This is a genomic window from Streptomyces sp. NPDC008317 (assembly GCF_042955955.1).
Taxonomy (GTDB): domain Bacteria; phylum Actinomycetota; class Actinomycetes; order Streptomycetales; family Streptomycetaceae; genus Actinacidiphila.
The window spans coordinates 280,880-302,447 of sequence record NZ_JBIBFQ010000010.1 but is presented as its reverse complement, the minus strand read 5'-3'; the positions used below and the strand labels follow the sequence as shown (position 1 = coordinate 302,447).

Here is a 21,568-nt window from a genome sequence, read left to right as displayed (position 1 = left end):
TCCCGGTGGTTGCCTCGTCGTGCGCGTACCGTGCCCCGTGCCGTGCGCGCGGACCCGCGCCGTCGCGGGACGGTCTCACGCGTCACCTCGTGGGGAGCGGGCGGTACGGCGGGCGTCGAGCCCCGCGAGGCCGCGGACGGCGACGTACGCCTTCTGCCGTCCGGGCAGTGACACCCGGCCGCGCAGGACGGCCTCGGGGTCGGCGGCGATCCGGTCGAGCAGCCTGCGGTAGATCCCGGCCATGGCCGAGACGCAAGCGCCGCTGCGCCGGTCGAGCATGGGGAGCAGCCGGTATCCGGTGGCGAACAGGGCGCGGGCGCGCCGTACTTCGAATTCCACCAGGCCGGGGAAGTCGGAGCCGGGCGGCGCGGTATCGCTGTGGAAACCGGCCGCGCAGCCGAACTTGGCGAGATCCTCGGCGGGCAGGTACGTCCGTCCGTTCGCGGCGTCCTCGCGGACGTCCCGGAGGATGTTGGTGAGTTGTAGGGCGAGGCCGAGCGTGTCGGCATATTCTGCGGCACGCGCATGATCGTGCCCATTCGCGGTGCCGAACACGCCAAGCGAGAGCCGTCCGATCGCGCCGGCCACGCAACGGCAGTACACGGCGAGGTCGTCCCAGGTCTCGTACGTCTCGCCGCGGACGTCCATCAGGACGCCGTCGATGAGTTCGTCGAGCCCTTCGAGCGGCAGCGGGAAGCGGCGCGCGGAGTCGGCGAGCGCGACCGCGACCGGGTCGGTGTCGTCCTCCGCGACCTCTCCCGCGCGGACGCGGGTGAGCAGCGCGCGGGTGCCGTCGAGCCGCTCGGCCTTCTCCCGCGGCGGCAGTTCACCGTCGCCGATGTCGTCGACCCGGCGGGAGAACGCGTACAGCGCGGACATCGCCTGCCGTTTGGGGGCGGGCAGCAGGCGGATGCCGTACGCGAAGTTGCGGGCCTCGTGGCCGGTCACAGCCTCGCAGTAGCGGTAGGCCGCGAGCACGGGACCGGACGTGTGGGCGGAACCGTTCACGGTCCGGCTCACCCCTCTCTTCGCAATGTCGACCCCACCTCGCGCAGCAGGCTGGGCTTGGTGGCTTTCGGCGATACCGCCAGTACGTCGTACCCCGCCGCTTCGACCGCCTTCAGCGCGGCACGGCCGCCGCCGACGAATCCGGCGAGCAGCAGCCTGAGCCTGCCACGGACGCTGCCCACCAGGGGGGTACCTTCATCCAACAAGTATCCGGCGCGTTCCGCCTCGTGCGCGACCAGGGCGCGCACCTGTGCGCCGGCCGTCGCGGCGGCGAGATCGGCCTCCTCGACCGAGAAACGCTTCATGTCCTCGGCGGGCAGATAGATCCGGTCGCGGCCGAGGTCCTCGGCCACGTCCTGGAGATGCTCCACGATCTGGAGCGCGGTGCAGACCGCGTCCGAGCGCCGGACGCGCTCGGGCGTCGAGGTGCCGGTGATGGACAGCACCAGTCGGCCGACCGGATTGGCGGACAATTCGCAGTACGCCAGCAGGTCGTCGTAGGTCGCGTACCGCCGCACCTGCTGGTCCTGCCGGTTGGCGGCGATCAGACCGAGGAAGGGCTCGGGGCTGAGGTCGTGGCGGCGGACGGTGGGCTGGAGCGCGAGCAGCAGCGGGTGCCGGGGAGTGCCGTCGAACACGCGGTTGAGGTCGGCCTCGAAGGCGTCCAGCATCGCGAGCCGGTCGTCGGCGGAGTCGGCGGACAGTCCGAGTCGCAGCGCGTCCTCCCGGCCGCCCCCCGCCAGGTCGCCGTCGCCGATGTCGTCCACCAGCCGGGCGAATCCGTACACCGCCATCAGGTCCCGGCGCCAGGCACGCGGCAGGAACACCGGTGCCACGGGGAAGTTCTCGCGCGCGGCCTTGTCCAGGACGGCCCGGGACTCGGCGTCCCCGGTCACCATGCTCTTCCCGGCACACAGGCGGCGAGCGTGCCCCGGAGCAGGATGGTCCCGATCATCATGGCCGCCACACCCCCCGTTCTACACCGCCCAGCAGATACTTCCCATTTCGGACACGCCGCACCGGGTGTCGCACCCGGGTGTCGGTCAGCGGTTTCGATCATCTCCAGGCTCCCAGCACCGGTACAGCTTACGACCGGTGATGCTGCGGCGTACGCCGGGGGCGTGACACGTGGTGGGATTGACATACAAGGTCCCCGCCGGATCGTCCGACGGGGACCTCGTACGCCTGCGAGCAGGCAGGGAACGCTACTTGCCGGTGTGCTCCTCGTACGCCTTGAGCACGTCATCGGTCAGACCGTCCATCAACAGCTCGCCCTTCTCCAGCCACACCACGCGGTCGCACGTGTCGCGGATGGAGTTGTTGTTGTGGCTGACGAGGAAGACCGTGCCCGCTTCCTTGCGCAGTTCCCTGATCCGGGCCTCTGACCGGCGCTGGAACGCGCGGTCGCCGGTGGCCAGCGCCTCGTCGATCATCAGCACGTCGTGGTTCTTGGCCGCCGCGATCGAGAACCGCAGGCGCGCCGCCATGCCGGAGGAGTACGTCCGCATCGGCAGCGAGATGAAGTCGCCCTTCTCGTTGATGCCCGAGAAGTCGACGATCCCCTGGTAGCGGCGGCGCACCTCGTCCTGCGTCATGCCCATGGCCAGACCGCCCAGGATGACGTTGCGCTCACCCGTGAGGTCGTTCATCAGCGCCGCGTTGACGCCCAGCAGCGACGGCTGGCCGTCGGTGTAGATCTTCCCGCGCTCCGGCGGCAGCAGACCCGCGATGGCGCGCAGGATCGTCGACTTGCCGGAGCCGTTGGAACCGATGATGCCGATCGCCTCACCGCGGTACGAGGTGAAGCTGACGCCCTTGACCGCGTGCACCCGGCGGACGTTCGGCGAGCCCTTGCGGGAGATCAGCCGGCCCAGGGCGGCGGTCGCGCTGCCCTTGCCGGTGCCCGCGCCGTGCACCGTGTAGACGATGTGCACGTCGTCCACTATCACGGTGGGAACGCGGCTGTCGGAGGGCTGCTGTGCCCTCTCGACGCTCTGCTGCTCAGCCACGGCCATATTGCTCCTCCGCCTTCCAGAAGTAGACGTAGCCGCCGACGCCCACCAGCACGGCCCAGCCGACCGCGGACGCCCACACGTGCGGCGGCAACTGGGAGGAGGTCACGCTGTCGATGAGCGCGAAGCGCATCAGATCGATGTAGACCGCGGCCGGGTTGATGTCGAGCAGGATGCGTACGAAGTGCGGCGCGTCGCTGGTCAGCTTCTCGATGCTGTACATGACGCCGGACATGTACATCCAGGTGCGCAGGATGAACGGCATGAGCTGCGCCAGGTCCGTCATCTTGCTGCCCAGCCGCGCCACGATCAGCGCCAGGCCGGTGTTGAAGACCCACTGCGTGATCAGCGCGGGGAACATCAGCAGCCAGGAGGCGTTCGGCACCTCACCGGTCATCAGCACGATCGCCAGCAGGACGAACATCGACATGATGAGCTGCTGGAGCTGCATCAGCGTGAAGGCGATCGGCATCGAGGCGCGCGGGAAGTGCAGCGCCCTGATCAGACCGAGGTTGCCGGACACCGCGCGCACGCCGCTGAGTACCGAGGACTGCGTGAAGGTGAAGATGAAGATGCCGGTGACCAGGAAGGCGATGAAGTTGTCGATGCCTTTGCTGGTGCCGATCAGCAGACCGAAGATCAGGTAGTACACCGCCGCGTTCAGCAGGGGCGTCATCACCTGCCAGAGCTGGCCGAGGCGGGCCTGGGTGTACTGCGCCTGGGTGCGCGCCTTGGCGAACTCGTTGATGAAATGTCGACGGCCCCAGAGCTGCCGCGTGTACTCCACCAGGCCAGGCCGGGCGCCACTGACGGACAAGCCGTACTTGGCCGCTACCTGGGCGGGGCTGAGGCCGTCATCGGCCGTGGGTGCCGGGGGGACACCGACGGCGACCGCACCATTGTGCGTTGTCTCGCTCACAGTTGACACTTTCGTCCTCAAGGTGCGCGCCGGGGCAGGGGAATCCCGGGCTGCGCCTGATGCTCTCAGGTCCGAGCTTGTCAGATGATCGGGGGTCGGCCTAGCCGGGTCAACCTCCAGACGGTCCGCCAGCGCATCGGCCGCCGTTGACCGCAGGGAGTTGTCCATCCCTCACGGAATCCGCCGAGCCACGCTCGCAGCGCCGGCCCGGACGGCCGGCGCACCAGCGTCAGCGCGAACCAGACGCCGAGGTACGCCGGGACCAGCGGCCAGGGCAGATTGCGCCGGGCCAGCCACACTCGGTTACGGGCCACCAACCGGTGGTACACCGCGTGCCGGGCGGGTGAGGTCGCCGGATGGAACAGCACCATGTCATGCCGATAGTCGATCAGCCAACCCGCGTCAAGAGCGCGCCAGGCCAGATCTGTCTCCTCGTGCGCGTAGAAGAATTCAGCGGGCAGCGGACCGACCTGCTGGATGACGCGGCTGCGCACGGCGCACGCGCCGCCCAGGAAGGTGGTGACCCGCGAGTCCCGCATCGGGTCGGCGGCGCGCAGCCGGGGGACGTGCCTGCGCTGCGTCTGCCCGGTCTCGGGGTCGGCGATCCGGAAGCTGATGATGCCCAGCTCGGGGTCGGCCTCGAAGGCCCGCCTGACCAGCTCCGCGGTGTCGTCGCCCGGCAGCAGCCCGTCGTCGTCCAGGAAGAGGACGACGTCCACTTCCTCGGCGCCGGGGCCGAACATCTCGATGCCGACGTTGCGCCCGCCGGGGATGCCCAGGTTCTCGGGCAGCTCCGCGGTGCGCACCTCGGCGGGCAGCGGCGGCAGCGGTGACCCGTTGCCGACCACGGCGACCGTCACCGGCGGGCCCTGCTGCTTGGCGACCGAGTCCAACAGGTCGTTCAGCTCCGCGGGGCGGTTGCCCATGGTGATGATGACCGCGCCGACGCGCAGCGGCGTCCCCTGCGTGCTCACTTCAGCCTGCTGGAGGCGAGGACGGAGACCAGGTGCAGCAGGGTCTGGAGCAGCGCGATGCCCGCCAGCACGGCGACGCCGAGCCGGGTGAAGAACAGGTCGCCGCGCGCCTGATCCACGATCGCGAGCAGCAGGATGAGCAGGGACGCCTCGACGCCCAGCACGAGGCGGTGCCACTTCAGCGCGGCGGCGGCCTTGCGGGCCAGCGCCACTCCGGAGGAGCGCGGCTCGGACGCCGCCTCCTTGACCGGCGGGAGCCCGCCCTGGTGCCGGGCGACCCCGACGAGGTCGGTCTCGGCCTTGATCAGCACCGCGCCGAGCGCGGCGAGGGTGCCGAGGAACGCCCACAGCCAGTCGATCCGGCCGCTGCCCCACAGGTCGGCGGCGCGCAGTCCGAAGCCGACCAGGACGGCGGCGTCGCACAGGTAGGCGCCGACGCGGTCGAGGTAGACGCCGGACAGCGAGAACTGCTGCTTCCAGCGGGCGATCTCCCCGTCCACGCAGTCCAGCAGCAGGTAGAGCTGCACCATCAGCACGCCGAGGACGGCGCCCGCGATCCCGGGCACCAGCAGCGCCGGGGCGGCGAGGACGCCGAAGACGGTCATGAGGTACGTCAACTGGTTGGGCGTGACGCGGGTGGGCGCGAGGTGCCGGTCTATGCGCAGCGACAGCTCACGCATGTAGAGCCGGCCGGCCCAGTGTTCGCCGCTGCGGCGGTCCTTGACCCCCGGGGGGTGAACGACCGGGCGCAGTTCAGCTACTGATGGCTTTGACATAGTCGGCGTATGCGTCCCTGATCTCGGTGGCGGAGAGGTCCAGGTGTTCCAGGATCGTGAAGCGGCCGGGGCGGGTCTGCGGCGCGTAGCGCACCGCTTCGACGAACTCCGGTTCCGTGAAGCCGATCTCCTCGGGGAGAACGGGCAGTCCGTGGCGGCGCAGGGTCTCGGCGATGAGGCCCGACTCCTCGCGCGCGCCGCGCAGGTGCATCGCGAAGGCGGCGCCGATGCCGACCTGCTCGCCGTGGGCGGCGGCCCGCTGCGGGTGGAGCAGGTCGAAGGCGTGGCTGATCTCGTGGCACGCGCCGGACGACGGGCGGGTGTCACCGCTGATCGACATGGCGATGCCGGTCAGCACCAGGCCCTCGGAGAGCGTGACCAGGAAGTCGTCGTCGCCGATGCCGCCGGGGTGCCGCAGCACGGACTCGCCGGCGCTCCTGGCCATCGCCGCGGCCAGGCCGTCGATCGGCTCGCTGTTCTCGCGGTGGGACAGCTCCCAGTCCGCGAGCGCGGAGAGGTTGGAGATCGCGTCGCCGATGCCGGCCCTGACGTAGCGGGCGGGCGCCTCGCGGATCACGTCGAGGTCGATGACCAGCGCGATCGGCGTCGGGACACCGTAGGAGCCGCGCCCGTTGTCGTTGTCCAGGGTGGCGACCGGTGAGCACAGGCCGTCGTGCGAGAGGTTGGTGGCGACCGCGACCATGGGAAGGCCCACCCGCGCGGCGGCGTATTTGGTGACGTCGATGATCTTGCCGCCGCCGAGGCCGATGACCGCGTCGTAGCGCTTGCCGCGCATGGAGTCGGCGAGCTTCACGGCCGCGTCGATGGTGCCGCCGTGCACCGGGTACCAGTCCGCGCCGGGCAGCTCGGGGGCCAGCCGGTCGCGCAGCTTGAGCCCGGAGCCCTCGCTGACGGCGAAGGCGAGCTTGCCGGAGGTGGAGATCCGCTGATCGGCCAGGAGTACGGCCAGGTCGGCGATCGCGCCGCCCCTGATGTCGACGACGACCGGGGAGGGGATGAGCCTGGTCAGTACTGGCACGCAATCACCCGCCCCTTGGCGAGGTCGTCGTTGTTGTCGATCTCGACCCAGGCGACGTCACCGATCGGGGCGACGTCGATGGTGAAGCCGCGGTTGACCAGCTCCTGGTAGCCGTCCTCGTAGTACAGGTCGGGGTCGCGCTCGAAGGTGGTCTTCAGCGCGTCGGCCAGCTCGGCCGCCGCCTCGCCCTCGATGAGGGTGACGCCGATGTACTCACCGGTGGCCTCGGCCGGGTCCATCAGCTTGGTGATCCGCCGCACTCCCCTGCCGGGCTCCGCGACGACCTTCATCTCCTCGTCGGCGAGGTGCTTGACGGTGTCCAGGGCCAGCACGATCCGCTTGCCGCCGCCGCGCGCGGCCAGCAGGGTCTTCTCCACCGACACCGGGTGCACGGTGTCGCCGTTGGCCAGAATCACCCCGTGCCTGAGGACGTCGCGCGCGCACCACAGGGAGTAGGCGTTGTTCCACTCCTCGGCCTTGTCGTTGTCGATCAGGGTGAGGGTGAGGCCGTACTTCTCCTCCAGCGCCGTTTTGCGCGCGTAGACCGCTTCTTTGCGGTAGCCGACGACGACGGCGACCTCGGTCAGGCCGATCTCCGCGAAGTTGGACAGGGTGAGGTCCAGGACGGTCAGGCTGTCCGCAGCCCCTTCGGGACCGACGACCGGCACCAGTGCCTTGGGCAGGGTGTCGGTGTGGGGGCGCAGGCGTCTTCCGGCGCCGGCCGCCAGCACGAGGCCGATCATGCGGGTTCTCCTGTTTCGTCGTGTACAGCGGGAGCCCCTGCGGACACCCAGAAGCGGACGCTCTCGGTGAGGACCAGCAGCGCGAGCGCCGCGGCGAGCACCGTCAGCGCGACCGTGAAGCCTGTGTGGTGTGCGACGGCGGCCAGGAGGGCGACCACCAGGGTGCGGCCCTCGTGTCCGCCGGCCGCCCGTACCAGGGCCCGCGGCGGCGCCCCGGTGCCGCCGCGGATGCGGTACACCGTGTCGTAGTGATGGTAGGCGACCGCGGCCACCAGACCGAAAGCAGCGGGCAACGCCCCGTTTACCCCGGAGACGGCCGCGAGGGCCAGCACCGTGCCGTACTCACCGGCCCTGAAGATCGGCGGGACCAGCCAGTCCAGGGCCCCCTTGAGCGGCCGGGAGACGGCGAAGGACGAGGTCAGGACGTAGACCACGGCCACCAGCGGCGGCCACCAGCTGCCCCGGGAGGAGAGCGCGGCGGTGGCGGTGACCGCGGCGGCGCCGAGCAGGGCGACCGCGGGCGCCGCGAAGGACGGCATACGACCGGCGAGCGGGCGCAGGATCCGGGCCCCGGCCTCGGCGAGCGGCCCGCTGTCGGCGAGGTCGGCGAGCGCCTGGGCGGCCCGGTCGGTGCGCTGCGCCTTGCGGGTGAGTGAGCGCAGGACGCGGCCCGCGGTGGTGTAGCAGGCGGCGAGGCCGCAGCCGACCAGCAGGACGACGAAGGTGACGCGCGGGGTGGTGACCGCGGTGAGCACGGCTATCAGCGCCCAGCGCTCGCCGATCGGCAGCACGATCATCCGCCGTACCCACACCGTCCAGCCGACGCTGTCGAGCCTGCCGGACAGCGCGGCGGTGGGGCTGGTGTTGGCGGTGGCGTCGTGGTTGGCCTCGTTGAAGGCGAAGTCGACGACATGGCGGCAGGTCTGGAGGACCATCGCGCCGAGCGCGAGCGCCCATACGTCGTGGCCGCCGCGGGCGGCGCCGAGCGCGAGGCCCGCGTAGTAGGCGTACTCCTTGGCCCGGTCGAAGGTGGCGTCGAGCCAGGCGCCGAGCGTGGAGTACTGGAGCGAGTAGCGGGCGAGCTGGCCGTCGGTGCAGTCCAGGACGAACGAGGCGAGCAGCAGGACGCCCGCCGCGACGTATCCGGTCCGGGTGCCGGTGGCCGCGCAGCCCGCGGCGATCAGCGCGACCAGCAGCGACGCGGTGGTGACCTGGTTCGGGGTGAGGCCGCGGCGGGCGCACCAGCGGGCCAGGTAGCGCGAGTACGGGCTGATGCAGTGGGTGGTGAAGAAGCCGTCGCGGGACTTCACCGCGCTGCGCAGCCGTACCGCCTCCTCGTCCACGGCGGCGACGGCCTCGGCCGTCGCGGCGCGCTCGGCGGCGTCGGCGGGGACGGCCGCGACGAGGACGCCCAGCTCGGGGCGGTGCGGGGCGGCGCCCTGCGCGTCGAGGGCGGCGGCCAGCGCGTCGGGGACGACGGCGGCCGAGGTGGCCGCGCGGGCGGCGGGGGCGGTGTCGCCGTCGGCGGCGGACAGCAGGGTGCCGGTGGGGGCCGATACGGACGAGGCCGGTACGGAGGGAGCGGTCTGCGACGGGACGGTGGCGCCGCCCTGCGCGGTCAGCCCGGTGACGGCGGCGGTGAGCGCCTGGCGGCCTGCGGCCTTCGCGGACACGGCGCCCGCAATCGCGGCGGTGTCGAAGCGCGGGTCGGTCAGGGCCAGGCGCAGCGCGTGCCGGTGGCCGACGAAGCGGCGGTCGACGACGGCGACCCGGTCGGCGGCGGGCACCTGGGCGAGCCGCGCGGCGACGGCGACGGGCGTGTCCGCCTCGACCACCTGGAATCCCAGCGCCCGCAGGTCGTCCGCGAGCGGCGACGCTGATCCCGCGGCGGGCGGGCCGGTGAGAATGGCGGTCGACAGAGGAACTCACTCCCTGGATGCGTGCGAAGGGCTTGCCTGTAAGGGCCGCGGTCGGCAAGTCCGGGCCAGGCACGACGGCAGAGGCTATCGGATCCACGTCCGCCACCGTTCACCGCCCGTTCGCCTGAACTTGGCGTGCCCGGCGTGATCATCATCGTTGATCACGGGCGCCCGGACAAACGACGGACGCGCTCACCCGTACGAGTGAGGTGGGCGGTGTTCCCCGCGCCCCTTCTGCGCGCCTCATCACCGCAGGTCACCGCACATGACAACGGTCTCCAGTACCGGCTTGCCCACGGTGGGTAACCGGTGTTGACTGACCGCCGCACACCGGATGGCACGGCGGTCCGACGAGAGGGGGACGCGGCCATGGGGTCAGGCCACGCGCACGGCCACGGCGAAGGTCGCACGCGCAGCGGCGGCCAGGAGCGCGGCGGCGAGCGGAAGGACGGCGACGATCGGAAGGACGGCGACGGCGGCCGGAAGAGGGGCCACGGTCACGACCACAGCCACGGTCTGCGGCCGGGCGCCGACGGCACGGCCGGTTCCGCGTACCGCGGCCGGCTGCGGATCGCGCTCGGCATCACGCTCTTCGTGCTCGCGGTCGAGGTGGTCGGCAGCGCGGTCACCGACTCCCTCGCGCTGCTCGCCGACGCCGGTCACATGGCGACCGACGCGGCCGGTATCGCGATGGCGCTGCTCGCCATCCACATCGCCAACCGCCCCGCCAGCGAGCGCCGCACCTTCGGCTTCGCGCGCGCCGAGATCCTGGCGGCGGTCCTCAACGCGGTGCTGCTCTTCGGCGTCGGCGCGTTCATCTTCTACGAGGGCGTACGGCGGCTGATCAGCCCGCAGCACATCGACGCCGGCGGCACCGTCGTCTTCGGCGCGATCGGTCTGGTCGCGAACTCCGTATCACTCGTTGTGCTGATGCGCGGGCAGCGCGAGAGCCTCAATGTGCGGGGCGCTTTCCTCGAGGTGATGGCGGACGCGCTCGGGTCGCTCGCGGTGATCGTGGCGGCCGTGGTGTTCATGACCACCGGCTGGCGGCAGGCCGACCCGGTGGCGTCACTGCTGATCGGTCTGATGATCGTGCCGCGCACGTGGAAGCTGCTGCGCGAGGCCGTCGACGTCCTGCTGGAGGCCGCGCCCAAGGGCGTTGACATGGGCGATGTCCGCAGCCACATCGAGGGGCTGCCCGGTGTGGAGGGCCTGCACGATCTGCATGTGTGGACGATCACCTCGGGGATGCCGGTGCTGTCGGCGCACGTGGTGGTCAGCCAGGAGGTCCTGGAGGCGGTCGGCTACGAGAAGATGCTGCACGACCTTCAGGGCTGCCTCGGCACGCATTTCGATGTGGAGCACTGCACCTTCCAGTTGGAGCCGGTCGGGCACGCGGAGCACGAGGCGCGGCTCTGCCACTGAGCGGCACGCGAAGTGAGGCAGACTGAGGGCCTGTCGTCGAAAGCGAAGGATGGACATGCCCACCAGTCCTGCCACCGGCCGACCCGGCTCCCCCACCGCCGTACAGTCGCCCAATGGTGTTGCCGCGCAGACCCTGGCAGATGCCGAGCAGACCCCGGCGGGTCAAGCCGTGGCGGAACCGATCCTGCTCGAACTCGTCGACGAGGACGGCCGGACCATCGGCACCGCGGAGAAGCTGTCCGCGCACCAGGCACCCGGACGCCTGCACCGCGCCTTCTCGGTGTTCCTCTTCGACGGCGAGGGCCGGCTGCTGTTGCAGCGCCGCGCGCTGGGCAAGTACCACTCCCCCGGTGTCTGGTCCAACACCTGCTGCGGGCACCCGTACCCCGGTGAGCAGCCGTTCGTGGCCGCGGCCCGGCGCACCGCCGAGGAGCTGGGCGCGGCGCCGGTGCTGATGCGCGAGGCGGGCACGGTCCGCTACAACCACCCGGACCCGGCCTCCGGTCTGGTGGAGCAGGAGTACAACCACCTGTTCGTCGGGCTGATCGGCGACGCGCTGCGGCCGGACCCCGAGGAGATCGACGACACGGCGTTCGTGGGCCCGCAGGAGCTGGCGCGGCTGCGCGCGGACGGACCCTTCTCGGCGTGGTTCCAGACGGTGCTCGACGCGGCGCTGCCGACCGTGCGCGAGGTCACCGGCGGTACGGCGGGCTGGTAGCCCCCGTCCGGCGGGCCCCGTCCGGCACCGGGCAGGACGGGCAGGGCAGCGCGGGACGGGCACGCAGGTCAGGACGGGCAGGCAGGTCAGCGCAGGACGGGCCGGGGTTTCAGAGGGCGGTGGTCCGCAGCGGGAGCGCCGCCCAGATCACCTTGCCGCCGGTCTCGGTCTGCGCGATGTCGCACTGGCCGCCCGCCTCCGCGGTGATCGTCTTCACCAGCAGCAGCCCGCGCCCGCCGGTCTGCCCGTGGTCGGCCTCCAGCGCCCTGGGGCGGTACGGGTGGTTGTCCTCGACGGCGATCCTGATCCAGTCGGCGCCGACCGCGACCTCGACGGTGATCTCGGGCGACAGCACGGCCGCGTGCTTCACCGCGTTGGTGACCAGCTCCGAGACGATGACCAGCAGTCCGTACAGCAGGTCCTCGTCGATCGGCACCCCCTGGTCGGCGACGAGGGCGCGCACCCCGCGCCGCACCTGGGGCACGGACGAGTCGAGAGCCGGGGCGGTGAACCGCCACACCCCCTCGTACGGTCTCGGAGCCGGAGCCTGATCGGGCGGGACGCTCCCGCGCACCTCCATGACCGCACCCACCGTCGCTTTCGCGTGACGTGTCCCCGCGGCCCCTGCCGACAACCCCGGCAGCTTCCGCCTCACAGGTCGAGTGTCCGTAACGGCGGGAGCCGAACAGGCAGGAAACCGTAAGTCCGCACCTTTCTGTAATTTTTGACCGGAAACGATCGCCGACTTCGTTTTTTCGATCGATTCGCGGCAGTCTTCGGACGCTTCCCGAACTCTTCGACCGAGATCATCTGCACGTGCACCGGCGTACCGGTGCGTCCTGGCACGGCGTACCGGTGCCTCCCGGCGCGGGCGCCGTGCGCCCCCGGCCGGCCGCGCGCCGGTCGATAGGATCTGTCGGCACCGGCCAGCGCATGTCGCCCCCGTGAAGGAGCACGCATGTCCACCTCCGGCCCTGGGCTGCTCGTCAGCGCCGCGGACGGCACCGCGACCGTGACGATCAGCAATCCGGCCCGGCGCAACGCGATGACGACGGCCATGTGGCAGTCGCTGCCGGGACTCCTCCACGACCTCGCGGTCGATCCCGCCGTCCGCGTGCTGGTCCTCACCGGCGCGGGCGACACCTTCTGCGCGGGCGCCGACATCACCGACCTCGCCGACCCCGTCTCGTCGAGCGGCGCGCAGTCCGCCGCCATGGCCGCGGAGGAGGCGCTGGCCGCCTTCCCCAAGCCGACGATCGCGGCCGTACGCGGCTACTGCGTGGGCGGCGGCTGCCAGCTCGCCGTCGCCTGCGACCTGCGCTTCGCCGCGCGGGGCGCCCGCTTCGGGATCACGCCCGCGCGCCTGGGCATCGTCTACGGCGCCGCCTCCACCCGACGCCTGGTGCGGCTCGCGGGGCCCGGTACCGCCAAACACCTGCTGTTCTCGGCCGAGTTGATCGACGACGAGCGGGCGCTGCGCACCGGCCTGGTGGACGAGGTGCTGCCGGAGGACGAGCTGGACAAGCGGGTCACGGAGTTCGCCGGGGTGCTGCGGTCGCGCTCGCAGCTCACGCAGGCCGCCGCGAAGGAGTTCACCGCGACGGCGGACGCGTCGGACGACGCGGCCCGCGCCGCCCACTGGGCCCGGCAGGCCGCCCTCAGCGGCGACACCGCCGAGGGCGTCGCCGCCTTCCTCGAACGCCGCGAGCCGCGCTTCACCTGGACCCCGGCAGCGGACTGAAGCAATTGCGCGGCCGACCGAGCGGAGGAACGAAGTCGATGGCACGGCTCACGACGGCCGAGGTCCGCCGCTGGCGGGCCCGCTCCCAGGGCCTGACCGAGGACGGAAGCGACGCCGCGGGCGGCAGCGCGGGCGGCAGCGCGGGCGAAAGCGACGGCAGCGGCAGCGGCAGCGGCAGCGGCAGCGGCAGCGGCAGCGGCAGCGATCGTACGGTGGCGGACGCCGTCCGGCTCTCGGCCGGTCTCCAGGCGCAGGACGCGAAGGCGTGCCGCCTCCAGGTCAGGGCGCGGACCGGCGGCACCCACGGCGCGCCGACCGCGGCCGACGTGGACACGGCGTGCGGCGCGGACCGCCGCGCCGTCGTCCGCACCTGGCTCATGCGCGGCACCCTGCACGCGGTGGCGGCCGAGGACGTCCGCTGGCTGACCGCGCTGCTCGGGCCGCGCGCGGCCGACGCGTACCGCGGGCGCCGCGCCCGGCTGGGCCTCGACGAGGAGCTGTGCGAGCGGGCGCTGCCCGCCCTGGAGCGGGTGCTGGCCGACCGGCCGCCCGTACCGCGCGCCGAACTGGTCGATTTGCTCGCGGCGGAGGGGGTGGCCGTGGACCCGGGCGGCCAGGCCCCGGCGCACCTCGTACTCTTCGCGGCGGCCAGGGGCGTGCTGTGCGTGAGTGGTGGCTGAAAGACGTCCCCGACGACGGCCCGACCGGCGACGACGCGCTGGCCGAACTGGCCGTCCGGCACGCCACCGCCTACGGCCCCGCGTCGGTCGCCGACTTCGCGCGCTGGTCCGGGCTGCCCCTGGGCCAGGCCAGGCGCGGCCACCGGGCGGCGACGGACCGGCTCGCGCAGGTCGCGGGCCCGGACGGCGAGCCGTTGTGGGCCGCGGCCGGCACGGCGCCGCCTCCGGCGCGGCCCGCGGACCGGCCGCAGGTACGGCTGACCGGGCACTTCGACCCGTATCTGCTCGGCTACCAGGACCGCGACGCCCTGCTCGACCCGGCCTTCGCGACCCGTATCGCCACGGGCGGCGGCATGCTCATGCCCTGTGTGCTGCGCGACGGCGCGGTGGTCGCCACCTGGCGCCACACCTGGCAGGGCCGCCGTCTCACGCTCCGCGTCGAGCCGCTGACCGGCCCCCTCCCCGCCCCGGTCGCCGCCGGCATCACGGCCGAGGTCGCCGACATCGGCCGCTTCCTGGGCACGGAGGCCGCGTGGGAGTGGGCGCGGGGACTGTAGGCGTCCCCATGACCGGCCCGGCTGAACGCCCAGCCCATACGGGTCGCACCGGCACGCGGTCCGCGCCGGAGTGGGCGCAGGGGTCGCGGGCGTCCCCCTCAGGGCTCAGCGCGTACGGGTCACCGGCACGCGGTCCCCGGCGGAGTGGACGCGGGAGGTTGCAGGCGTCCCCCTCACGGCCCGGCTGAAGGCTCAGCGCATGCGGGTCGCGCCCACCGCCACGCGGTCGGCGGCGCCCGGCGGCATGGCCGGGTGGCGGCCGAGGAGGATCACGCCGATGGTGATGGCGGCGAGACCGGCGGCCTCCCAGGCGAGGGCGCCGGGGGTGACGCGCAGGCGGTCGCCGAGGAAACCTATGCCGCAGGCGATTCCGGCCAGCGGCTGGGCGGCGGTCAGCGCGGGCAGCGACATCCGCAGCGAGGCGGTCTCGAAGGCGCTCTGGACGAGCAGCATGCCGGTGAGGCCGATGACGGCGATGGCGTACGGCTGCCAGTGCACGGCGAGGGCGGCCACACCCTCGTCACCGGCCAGTTGGCTACAGATCCGGGTGAGGGCGTCCTGGAGCCCGTAGAGCAGGCCCGCGGCCAGCGCGAGGAGCGTGGCCTCGGAGGACGGCGGCAGCCGCTTGGCCGCGCCGGTGAGCAGCAGCGCGAGCCCGGCGACGATGCCGAAGACCAGCCAGTGCCGCAGCGCCCCCGCCTCGGCCGCGCTGCCCTCCGGCTGGCCCGCGACGATGAAGGCGGTCACGCCGAGGGCGAGCAGGACGACGCCGCCCCAGCCGCTGAGGCCGAGGGACTGGCGTGGGGTGAGCCAGCGGGCGAGCGCCATGGCGAAGAGCAGATTGGTGGCGGTGAGCGGTTCGACCAGGGAGACCTCGCCGTAGACGAGGGCGACGGCTCCGAGCACCTGGCCGCAGACCATGAGGCCGACACCGAGCAGCCAGTCCGGCATCCGCACCAGGTGCAGCAGCAGCCGGAAGGACAGGAAGTCCGCGAGCGAGGCACGCGCGGCCGCACGCTGCTGCAACACGAAACCTAGGCCGAGGCAGCACGCGGCACTGACTCCCAGCAGGAACACGGCCACGCGGTCACTGTATAGGCACTGACCGCGGGATCGAGGGGTTCCGTGGGCTTCGCCACAGGTCCGCGTCGCCTTCGGGACAGCGACGCGGACAGCTCACCGACAGCTCACGAACAGCTCGCGGACAGCGGTCCCACGGGAGCCGGCCGGCCCGGCGGACAGCCGAGCGCCGCCCGGCCGACAGCCGGGCGACAGGGCGCCCCGCAGCCGCCGTACGGGTCACGGCCGCGCGTTCGGAACCGTTTCCGCGCTCTCCCACACGGTGAGGAACGCCAGCCGCAGGCACGCGGCGAGCGCCGGGTGCTCGATGTAGAGCGCGGTCGTCGCGCCGGTCCCGGCCACCGGGTCCGGCATGTCGCAGAGCACCAGCGACGCGTCGGCGACCACCAGCTTCAGCGGCAGCGCGGAGGTGAAACGGTGCTCCTCGCCCGCCGCGCCGAAGCGCCGTACGTTCTCCAGCACCTCCGTGTCGTCGAGCGAGTCGTGGGTGTAGATCGCCCGCACCGAGCCGCCCGAGCGGCGCAGCCGACGTACCACCTTGATGCCGGGGGTGTTCGCGGCCGGGGCGACGAAGGGCGGTTTGCAGAAGCTCAGCAGTTCGGTCTTGGCCTGGCCCTGGATGTCGGTGAACGCCTCGGCTATCGACTTGGGGTCGCGCAGGATCTCGACGTAGTCGATCGGCACGGTCTGCGTGCGGCCGTCGGCCCAGACCGGGACGAGGGCGGCGGTCAGCGCGGAGGAGACGCGGTCGAGGCGTTCGAGAGTCTCACGCTGGAGGGCCATGAGGCGGGCGACGGCCAGTTCCGGCGCGACGGCCGAGAAGGTGGCGACCCGGCCGGGGTGCGCGGTCGCCAGCCGCCGCCGTACCAGCGTGTCGAGCACGTCGTACACCCGCTGCCGGGGTACGTCCGCCGCCCGCGCGACCTCCGCCGCCGTGTACGACTCACGTCGCACGAGGGCGAGATAGACCCGCGCCTCGTACCGCGCGAGACCCAGCGCGACAAGGTCGTTGACCGGTTCTTCCTCCGTCTCCATGGCGCCACAAGGTATACGGCGGAGATCGACTTGCGGAAGCGAGCCGGGGTCGGATCCAGGCCGATCCGAGGGCAACTCTTTGCCATAGGCCGGTAGTTACTTGGGCCCTCGGTCACTACGTTCAGCATCGGTCACCACTCACGGTGGTGGCAGTCGGCAGTAGATGACATCCGGATCACCAGTGAACGTGCGCCACACGAAGTCCCAGGCGTCGCCGTCGCATGATCGGTTGTCATGACCTTGACATGAAGGTCAGCGGCGGACGCCCTCGGGAGCCGATCCCCCCATGGAGGGCAGTTCATTGAAGTCGTCACACCCCGGCCGGGCCAGACGGGCCGTCCGCCGCACGGCGGTCGCCGTACTGTCGGCGGCGGCTCTCGTCACCGGCGGTCTGCTGGCCACCGCGGCGCCGTCCGTCGCCAGCACCCCGGCGTCGGGCGCGGCAGCCACCTCCGCGTCGTCGAGCACGTCCGCGTCGTCGCACGCCTCCGCGTCGTCGAGCACGTCCGCGAGCACGTCGTCCGGCGCGTCCGCGTCCGCGTCGTCGGCCGCTCCCACCCAGCGCCTGTGCGCCGTTCCCGCCAAGAAGGGCCAGATGGCCTGCATGGCGCTGACCCGTACCGACGTCGTCCACCACCTCGGCATCACCCCGAACGCCACCCCCTCCGGCTACGGCCCCACCGACCTCCAGAGCGCGTACGCGCTGCCGTCGTCAGCGGGCGCCGGAGCCACCGTCGCGATCGTGGACGCGCAGGACGACCCCAACGCCGCGGCCGACCTGAGCACGTACCGCGCGCAGTACGGGCTGCCGGCCTGCACCACGGCCAACGGCTGCTTCAAGAAGATCAACCAGAACGGCTCGACCACGTCGCTGCCGAGCGCCGACTCCGGCTGGGCCGGTGAGATCTCACTCGACCTGGACATGGTCAGCGCGGTCTGCCCGCAGTGCCACATCCTGCTGGTCGAGGCCACCTCGGCGAGCATGGACGACCTGGGCACCGCGGTGAACCAGGCGGTCACGCAGGGCGCGAAGTACGTCTCCAACAGCTACGGCGGCAGCGAGGACTCCTCCGACACCACCGCCGACTCGCAGTACTTCAACCACCCGGGCGTCGCCATCACCGTCAGCTCAGGCGACGAGGGCTACGGCGCGGAGTACCCGGCCGCGTCCAAGTACGTCACCGCCGTCGGCGGCACCGCGCTCAGCCGGGCCAGCGGCACCACCCGCGGCTGGACCGAGTCCGTCTGGAACACCTCGAGCACCGAGGGCACCGGCTCCGGCTGCTCGGCCTACGACGCCAAGCCCACCTGGCAGACCGACACCGGCTGCGCCAAGCGCACCATCGCCGACGTCTCCGCCGTCGCCGACCCGGCCACCGGCCTGGCCGTCTACGACAGCTACCAGGCGTCCGGCTGGCAGGTCTACGGCGGCACGAGCGCCTCGTCGCCGATCATCGCCTCCGTCTACGCCCTGGCCGGCACCCCCGCGGCCGGGACCACCCCCGCCTCCTACCCGTACTCCCACACCGGCTCGCTGAACGATGTCACCAGCGGCTCCAACGGCTCGTGCGGCGGCTCCTACCTGTGCACCGCGAAGGCCGGATACGACGGGCCGACCGGGCTGGGCACGCCGAACGGCACGGCCGCCTTCACCAACGGCGGTTCGACCGGCGGCAACACGGTGACGGTCACCAACCCGGGCGCCAAGTCCACCGCGGTCAACACCGCGGCCTCGCTCCAGATCAGCGCCAGCGACTCGGCCTCGGGCCAGACCCTCACCTACAGCGCCTCCGGCCTGCCGACGGGTCTGTCGATCAACTCCTCCACCGGTCTGATCAGCGGCACCCCGACGGCGGCGGGCACGTACAACGTCACCGTCACCGCCACGGACACCACCAGCGCCTCCGGCAGCGCGTCCTTCACCTGGACGGTCACCGGGTCGGGCGGCGGCGGCTGCACCAGCGCGCAGCTCCTGACCAACCCCGGCTTCGAGAGCGGCAACACCGGCTGGACGACGTCCTCCGGCGTCATCGACAACAGCACCGGCGCCCCCGCCCACAGCGGCTCGTACAAGGCGTGGCTGAACGGCTACGGGACCACCCACACCGACACGCTCTCCCAGTCGGTGACGATCCCCGCCTCCTGCACCAGCGCCACCTTCACCTTCTACCTCTACGTCAGCAGCCAGGAGACCAGCACCACCACGGCGTACGACAAGCTCACCGTCGCCGCGGGCAGCACCACGCTGGCCTCGTACTCCAACCTCAACAAGGGCACCGGCTACGTCCAGCGCTCGGTCAACCTGTCCTCCTACAAGGGCCAGACGGTCACCCTGAAGTTCACCGGCACCGAGGACTCCAGCCTCGCGACGTCGTTCCTGATCGACGACGCGGCGGTCAACGTCGGCTAGCCCGTCGTCCGCCGGGGTCCTCCGGATCGGCGACACCCGGCGACGGGAGGGCTTCCCGCCCCGGCCCCACAGGGGCGGGAAGCCCTCTCCGCCGCATCTGTGACGACGGCACCGCGTTCGCCGTCGCCACGGCCAGGTTCTAGAGGTCGATGACGACCTTGCCCCGCACGTGCCTGCCGGCCTGGAGTTCGGCAGCGCGGCGGATCCGCTCGACCGGGAAGGTCTCCGCGATCGGCACCCGGAGCCGGCCCGCGGCGACCAGGCGGGCGATCTCCTCCAGAGCGCCGGGAGCCGCGTTCGCGCCGTTGGCCGCGGGCACCCCGTCGACCTGCGCGGCGATGGCGCAGACGCGACCGTCCGGGACGCCGAGTTCCCTGGCGGCGTGCACGGTCTCCACGCCGTGCAGGTCGACGGCGGCCGTGACGCCGCCGGGAGCGAGCGATCGGACCCGGTCGGCCAGGCCGTCGCCGTAGACGACCGGCTCCGCCCCGAGCTCGCGCAGATAGTCGGCCGACGCCGCCGATCCCGTCCCGATCACGCGCGCTCCCGCGATCCGGGCCAGTTGGACGGCGAAGACCCCGACCCCGCCCGCCGCGCCGCCGATCAGCACGGTGTCGCCCGGGCCCGGATCGATGACGGCGAGGGCGGCGGATGCCGTACGGCCGGCGATCGTGAGGGTGGCGGCGGTACGGTCGTCGACGCCGTCGGGCGTGTGATGAGCCTCGTTCGCCGCCGTCCCCCCGGCCGGGTCGATCACCACGAAGTCGGCGACCGCGCGGGACAGGGCGCCCCCGAACACCCGGTCGCCGGGGGCGAACCCGCTCACCTCGGCACCGACCTGGTCGACCACTCCCGCGTAGTCGGTGCCGAACCCGGCCGGCAGGCTCAGGCCGAACCGGGCGACGGTGTCCGCGTCGGCGGTCATGATCCAGTCCATCGGATTCAGACCGGCCGCGGTGACCCGTACGCGGATCTGTCCCGGCCCGGCTTGCGGGGCGGGAACCTCGCGGACCTCCAGGGCCTCGGGGCCGCCGAACGACTCGAGCCGGACCGCCCTGCTCCCGTCCGCGGGAGGCTGATCGCTCTGTGCCTTCATGTGCGCCTGTCTCCTTGGGACCGAGGGAACACACCGAAACGGACTATGCTCCGTTTACATGAATGACCGTAACATAAACGGAGCGCGATCCGTTTTGGCGGACGCGGAGCCCCGCGCGCCACGGGCGGACGCGGCCCGCAACCGCGACCAGTTGCTCGCGGTGGCGACCCGCGTGTTCATGTCGGCCGACGCCGAGCCGTCGATGCGGGCGATCGCCCGCGAGGCCGGGGTCGGGATCGCCACGCTCTACCGGCACTTCCCGACCCGCGAGTCGCTGGTCGACGCGGTCTACCAGGACCAGGTCGTACGACTGACGACCGGTGCCCGCGAGCTGCTCGGTCAGCTGCCCCCGGCCGCGGCGATGCGGCGCTGGACGGACCTGTTCGGGGACTGGATCGCGACCAAGAACGGCATGCTCGACACGCTCCTCGCGATGATCGAGTCGGGCGAGATCACCCATGCGCGGACCCGGACCGAGCTGCTGACGGCCATCACGACGATGCTCGACGCGGGCAGTGCGGCGGGCGACCTCCGCTCCGATGTCACCGCCGAGGACATCGCCGCCGCCCTCATCGGCATCTTCACCGTGGCCCCCCGGCCCGGGCGCGAGGCCAAGGCCGGCCGCCTGCTGGACCTGCTGATGGACGGCCTGTCGCCCGCCGCCCGGCCGAGCCGCGCCGAAGACTGAGTCGGCGGCAGCCGTGTCGGCGTGCCGCGCCGAAGACCGACCGGGTCAACCGCGGCGGTGTGCCGCGCCGAAGGGATCGCGGGACCCGGGCCGGCCCCCACTGCCGACCCGGGGTCCCGCGATGGTGCCGATCACCGTACGTCGACGGTGATCTTCCACCCCGCGATGGCATGGCAGGACATGACACCGGGGGTGGCGCCGGGGCAGGCGCGCCGGAACCCGCTCAGTTCGGCGGTGCCCACCCGCGCGCCTCGGTAGACGCCGGGAGAGATCTCGGAGAGGGCGGCGCCCCGCTCGCCGGGCGGCCGGTCGCCGGGGGCGGTGGCGACCCGCAGGGTGCTGCCGACACTCAGGCAGACCTCGCGGCCTTCGGCCCCGCCGCCGGGCGTGACCGTGACGTCACCGCAGACCGGCCGGGTGCTGCTGTCGCTCGGATCGGGCGACCCGACACGTACGCCGCTCGCGCTTCCGCAACCGGCCACCAGCAGTACGGCGGCGGCAGCGGCGAATGTCCGAGCGCGCATCGTGTCCTCCTCCGGTGGCCGGTTCGGGGTCCGGTCATGGATGGGACGCAGCCGGACGCCACCGGGTTCCCTCCCGCCCGGAGGGTCCGGGGGCGCCGTCGGGAACGCGGCGCGGGCCGCCTCGGGAAATCGGGGCCCAGGGCGTGTCCGCAAAGTCTCGTCTGGCTGGCGGCGCCTGGCACGCACGCTCGCCGCGTTGTCGGGCTCATCCGAATAGGCCCACT

20 protein-coding genes and 1 pseudogene are annotated in these 21,568 nt (G+C 72.4%); 6 read left to right on the top strand and 15 right to left on the bottom strand.

The features are described 5' to 3' along the window. Positions 1 to 75 precede the first annotated feature (75 nt). The 9 genes from hpnD to ACFY9V_RS29955 all read right to left on the bottom strand — a co-directional run bounded on the left by hpnD (position 76) and on the right by ACFY9V_RS29955 (position 9,390). Positions 76 to 1,020, bottom strand: coding sequence for a presqualene diphosphate synthase HpnD (hpnD, locus tag ACFY9V_RS29995; RefSeq protein WP_355339460.1), 945 nt, complete (start codon positions 1,018 to 1,020; stop codon positions 76 to 78). Next, entirely contained in the window at positions 1,017 to 1,907 is an 891-nt protein-coding gene (gene hpnC / locus ACFY9V_RS29990; RefSeq protein ID WP_391119327.1) for a squalene synthase HpnC, read from the bottom strand. Before hpnC ends, hpnD begins: the two co-directional genes overlap by 4 nt. 306 nt (positions 1,908 to 2,213) lie before the next feature. Then, positions 2,214 to 3,023, bottom strand: a complete 810-nt coding sequence (locus tag ACFY9V_RS29985; protein WP_355339454.1) for an ABC transporter ATP-binding protein — start codon at positions 3,021 to 3,023, stop codon at positions 2,214 to 2,216. Then, entirely contained in the window at positions 3,010 to 3,939 is a 930-nt protein-coding gene (locus ACFY9V_RS29980) for an ABC transporter permease (RefSeq protein ID WP_355339451.1), read from the bottom strand. Before ACFY9V_RS29980 ends, ACFY9V_RS29985 begins: the two co-directional genes overlap by 14 nt. A gap of 80 nt (positions 3,940 to 4,019) precedes the next feature. After that, complete coding sequence (locus ACFY9V_RS29975; RefSeq protein ID WP_355339541.1) at positions 4,020 to 4,865, bottom strand: glycosyltransferase; 846 nt, start codon at positions 4,863 to 4,865, stop codon at positions 4,020 to 4,022. A 44-nt stretch (positions 4,866 to 4,909) separates the two neighbouring features. Then, a complete protein-coding gene (locus ACFY9V_RS29970; protein WP_188282694.1) occupies positions 4,910 to 5,689 on the bottom strand; it encodes a CDP-alcohol phosphatidyltransferase family protein in 780 nt (259 codons plus the stop codon). After that, positions 5,667 to 6,728, bottom strand: coding sequence for an iron-containing alcohol dehydrogenase family protein (locus tag ACFY9V_RS29965; RefSeq protein WP_355339448.1), 1,062 nt, complete (start codon positions 6,726 to 6,728; stop codon positions 5,667 to 5,669). Before ACFY9V_RS29965 ends, ACFY9V_RS29970 begins: the two co-directional genes overlap by 23 nt. Continuing rightward, the gene (locus ACFY9V_RS29960; RefSeq protein WP_355339445.1) at positions 6,716 to 7,471 is read right to left on the bottom strand and encodes a phosphocholine cytidylyltransferase family protein; all 756 of its coding nucleotides are present in this window, start codon (positions 7,469 to 7,471) and stop codon (positions 6,716 to 6,718) included. Before ACFY9V_RS29960 ends, ACFY9V_RS29965 begins: the two co-directional genes overlap by 13 nt. After that, positions 7,468 to 9,390, bottom strand: a complete 1,923-nt coding sequence (locus ACFY9V_RS29955; protein WP_391163777.1) for a DUF5941 domain-containing protein — start codon at positions 9,388 to 9,390, stop codon at positions 7,468 to 7,470. The genes ACFY9V_RS29960 and ACFY9V_RS29955 overlap by 4 nt, the downstream gene beginning before the upstream one ends. 369 nt (positions 9,391 to 9,759) lie before the next feature. On the opposite strand from ACFY9V_RS29955, the gene ACFY9V_RS29950 reads away from it, so the two are divergent. Both ACFY9V_RS29950 and idi read left to right on the top strand, forming a co-directional pair. After that, a complete protein-coding gene (locus ACFY9V_RS29950; RefSeq protein WP_355339444.1) occupies positions 9,760 to 10,815 on the top strand; it encodes a cation diffusion facilitator family transporter in 1,056 nt (351 codons plus the stop codon). A 55-nt stretch (positions 10,816 to 10,870) separates the two neighbouring features. Then, positions 10,871 to 11,533: an isopentenyl-diphosphate Delta-isomerase gene (idi, locus tag ACFY9V_RS29945; protein ID WP_391163742.1), complete on the top strand. Its 663-nt coding sequence runs from the start codon at positions 10,871 to 10,873 to the stop codon at positions 11,531 to 11,533. A gap of 109 nt (positions 11,534 to 11,642) precedes the next feature. On the opposite strand, the gene ACFY9V_RS29940 is transcribed toward idi, so the two are convergent. Beyond that, on the bottom strand, positions 11,643 to 12,113 hold the full coding sequence (locus tag ACFY9V_RS29940) for an ATP-binding protein (protein WP_355339439.1): 471 nt from the start codon (positions 12,111 to 12,113) through the stop codon (positions 11,643 to 11,645). Positions 12,114 to 12,491: 378 nt separating this feature from the next. On the opposite strand from ACFY9V_RS29940, the gene ACFY9V_RS29935 reads away from it, so the two are divergent. Continuing rightward, positions 12,492 to 13,274: an enoyl-CoA hydratase/isomerase family protein gene (locus ACFY9V_RS29935; protein ID WP_355339437.1), complete on the top strand. Its 783-nt coding sequence runs from the start codon at positions 12,492 to 12,494 to the stop codon at positions 13,272 to 13,274. Between the two features lie 38 nt (positions 13,275 to 13,312). Beyond that, a pseudogene (locus ACFY9V_RS29930) lies at positions 13,313 to 14,511 on the top strand (winged helix DNA-binding domain-containing protein). Positions 14,512 to 14,703: 192 nt separating this feature from the next. Here ACFY9V_RS29930 and ACFY9V_RS29925 read toward each other — a convergent pair. The 3 genes from ACFY9V_RS29925 to ACFY9V_RS29915 form a co-directional block, all read right to left on the bottom strand. Then, positions 14,704 to 15,594, bottom strand: coding sequence for a DMT family transporter (locus ACFY9V_RS29925; protein WP_355339433.1), 891 nt, complete (start codon positions 15,592 to 15,594; stop codon positions 14,704 to 14,706). A gap of 216 nt (positions 15,595 to 15,810) precedes the next feature. Continuing rightward, positions 15,811 to 16,626 (bottom strand): helix-turn-helix domain-containing protein, encoded by an 816-nt coding sequence (locus ACFY9V_RS29920; RefSeq protein WP_355339430.1) that lies wholly within the window; start codon positions 16,624 to 16,626, stop codon positions 15,811 to 15,813. Between the two features lie 252 nt (positions 16,627 to 16,878). After that, entirely contained in the window at positions 16,879 to 17,184 is a 306-nt protein-coding gene (locus tag ACFY9V_RS29915) for a hypothetical protein (protein ID WP_391163741.1), read from the bottom strand. A gap of 37 nt (positions 17,185 to 17,221) precedes the next feature. Here ACFY9V_RS29915 and ACFY9V_RS29910 point away from each other — a divergent pair, with 37 nt between their 5' ends. Continuing rightward, a complete protein-coding gene (locus ACFY9V_RS29910; protein ID WP_391163740.1) occupies positions 17,222 to 19,036 on the top strand; it encodes a putative Ig domain-containing protein in 1,815 nt (604 codons plus the stop codon). 139 nt (positions 19,037 to 19,175) lie between these two features. Here the strand turns inward: ACFY9V_RS29910 and ACFY9V_RS29905 are convergent, their stop codons facing one another. After that, a complete protein-coding gene (locus tag ACFY9V_RS29905) occupies positions 19,176 to 20,132 on the bottom strand; it encodes a zinc-binding dehydrogenase (protein ID WP_391163739.1) in 957 nt (318 codons plus the stop codon). 58 nt (positions 20,133 to 20,190) lie between these two features. Here ACFY9V_RS29905 and ACFY9V_RS29900 point away from each other — a divergent pair, with 58 nt between their 5' ends. Beyond that, on the top strand, positions 20,191 to 20,820 hold the full coding sequence (locus ACFY9V_RS29900) for a TetR family transcriptional regulator (RefSeq protein WP_391163738.1): 630 nt from the start codon (positions 20,191 to 20,193) through the stop codon (positions 20,818 to 20,820). A gap of 131 nt (positions 20,821 to 20,951) precedes the next feature. Here ACFY9V_RS29900 and ACFY9V_RS29895 read toward each other — a convergent pair whose 3' ends face one another. Then, complete coding sequence (locus ACFY9V_RS29895; RefSeq protein ID WP_391051392.1) at positions 20,952 to 21,344, bottom strand: hypothetical protein; 393 nt, start codon at positions 21,342 to 21,344, stop codon at positions 20,952 to 20,954. Between the last annotated feature and the right edge of the window lie 224 nt (positions 21,345 to 21,568).

Bases quoted from the DNA above. Each gene is read 5' to 3' on its own strand.
- ACFY9V_RS29940 (WP_355339439.1), bottom strand. From the start codon at position 12,113: ATGGAGGTGCGCGGGAGCGTCCCGCCCGATCAGGCTCCGGCTCCGAGA.
- ACFY9V_RS29950 (WP_355339444.1), top strand. From the start codon at position 9,760: ATGGGGTCAGGCCACGCGCACGGCCACGGCGAAGGTCGCACGCGCAGC.
- ACFY9V_RS29895 (WP_391051392.1), bottom strand. From the start codon at position 21,344: ATGCGCGCTCGGACATTCGCCGCTGCCGCCGCCGTACTGCTGGTGGCC.
- ACFY9V_RS29920 (WP_355339430.1), bottom strand. From the start codon at position 16,626: ATGGAGACGGAGGAAGAACCGGTCAACGACCTTGTCGCGCTGGGTCTC.
- idi (WP_391163742.1), top strand. From the start codon at position 10,871: ATGCCCACCAGTCCTGCCACCGGCCGACCCGGCTCCCCCACCGCCGTA.
- hpnC (WP_391119327.1), bottom strand. From the start codon at position 1,907: ATGGTGACCGGGGACGCCGAGTCCCGGGCCGTCCTGGACAAGGCCGCG.
- ACFY9V_RS29905 (WP_391163739.1), bottom strand. From the start codon at position 20,132: ATGAAGGCACAGAGCGATCAGCCTCCCGCGGACGGGAGCAGGGCGGTC.
- ACFY9V_RS29960 (WP_355339445.1), bottom strand. From the start codon at position 7,471: ATGATCGGCCTCGTGCTGGCGGCCGGCGCCGGAAGACGCCTGCGCCCC.
- ACFY9V_RS29985 (WP_355339454.1), bottom strand. From the start codon at position 3,023: ATGGCCGTGGCTGAGCAGCAGAGCGTCGAGAGGGCACAGCAGCCCTCC.
- ACFY9V_RS29975 (WP_355339541.1), bottom strand. From the start codon at position 4,865: ATGGGCAACCGCCCCGCGGAGCTGAACGACCTGTTGGACTCGGTCGCC.
- ACFY9V_RS29970 (WP_188282694.1), bottom strand. From the start codon at position 5,689: ATGTCAAAGCCATCAGTAGCTGAACTGCGCCCGGTCGTTCACCCCCCG.
- ACFY9V_RS29910 (WP_391163740.1), top strand. From the start codon at position 17,222: ATGGCCTGCATGGCGCTGACCCGTACCGACGTCGTCCACCACCTCGGC.
- ACFY9V_RS29935 (WP_355339437.1), top strand. From the start codon at position 12,492: ATGTCCACCTCCGGCCCTGGGCTGCTCGTCAGCGCCGCGGACGGCACC.
- ACFY9V_RS29900 (WP_391163738.1), top strand. From the start codon at position 20,191: ATGAATGACCGTAACATAAACGGAGCGCGATCCGTTTTGGCGGACGCG.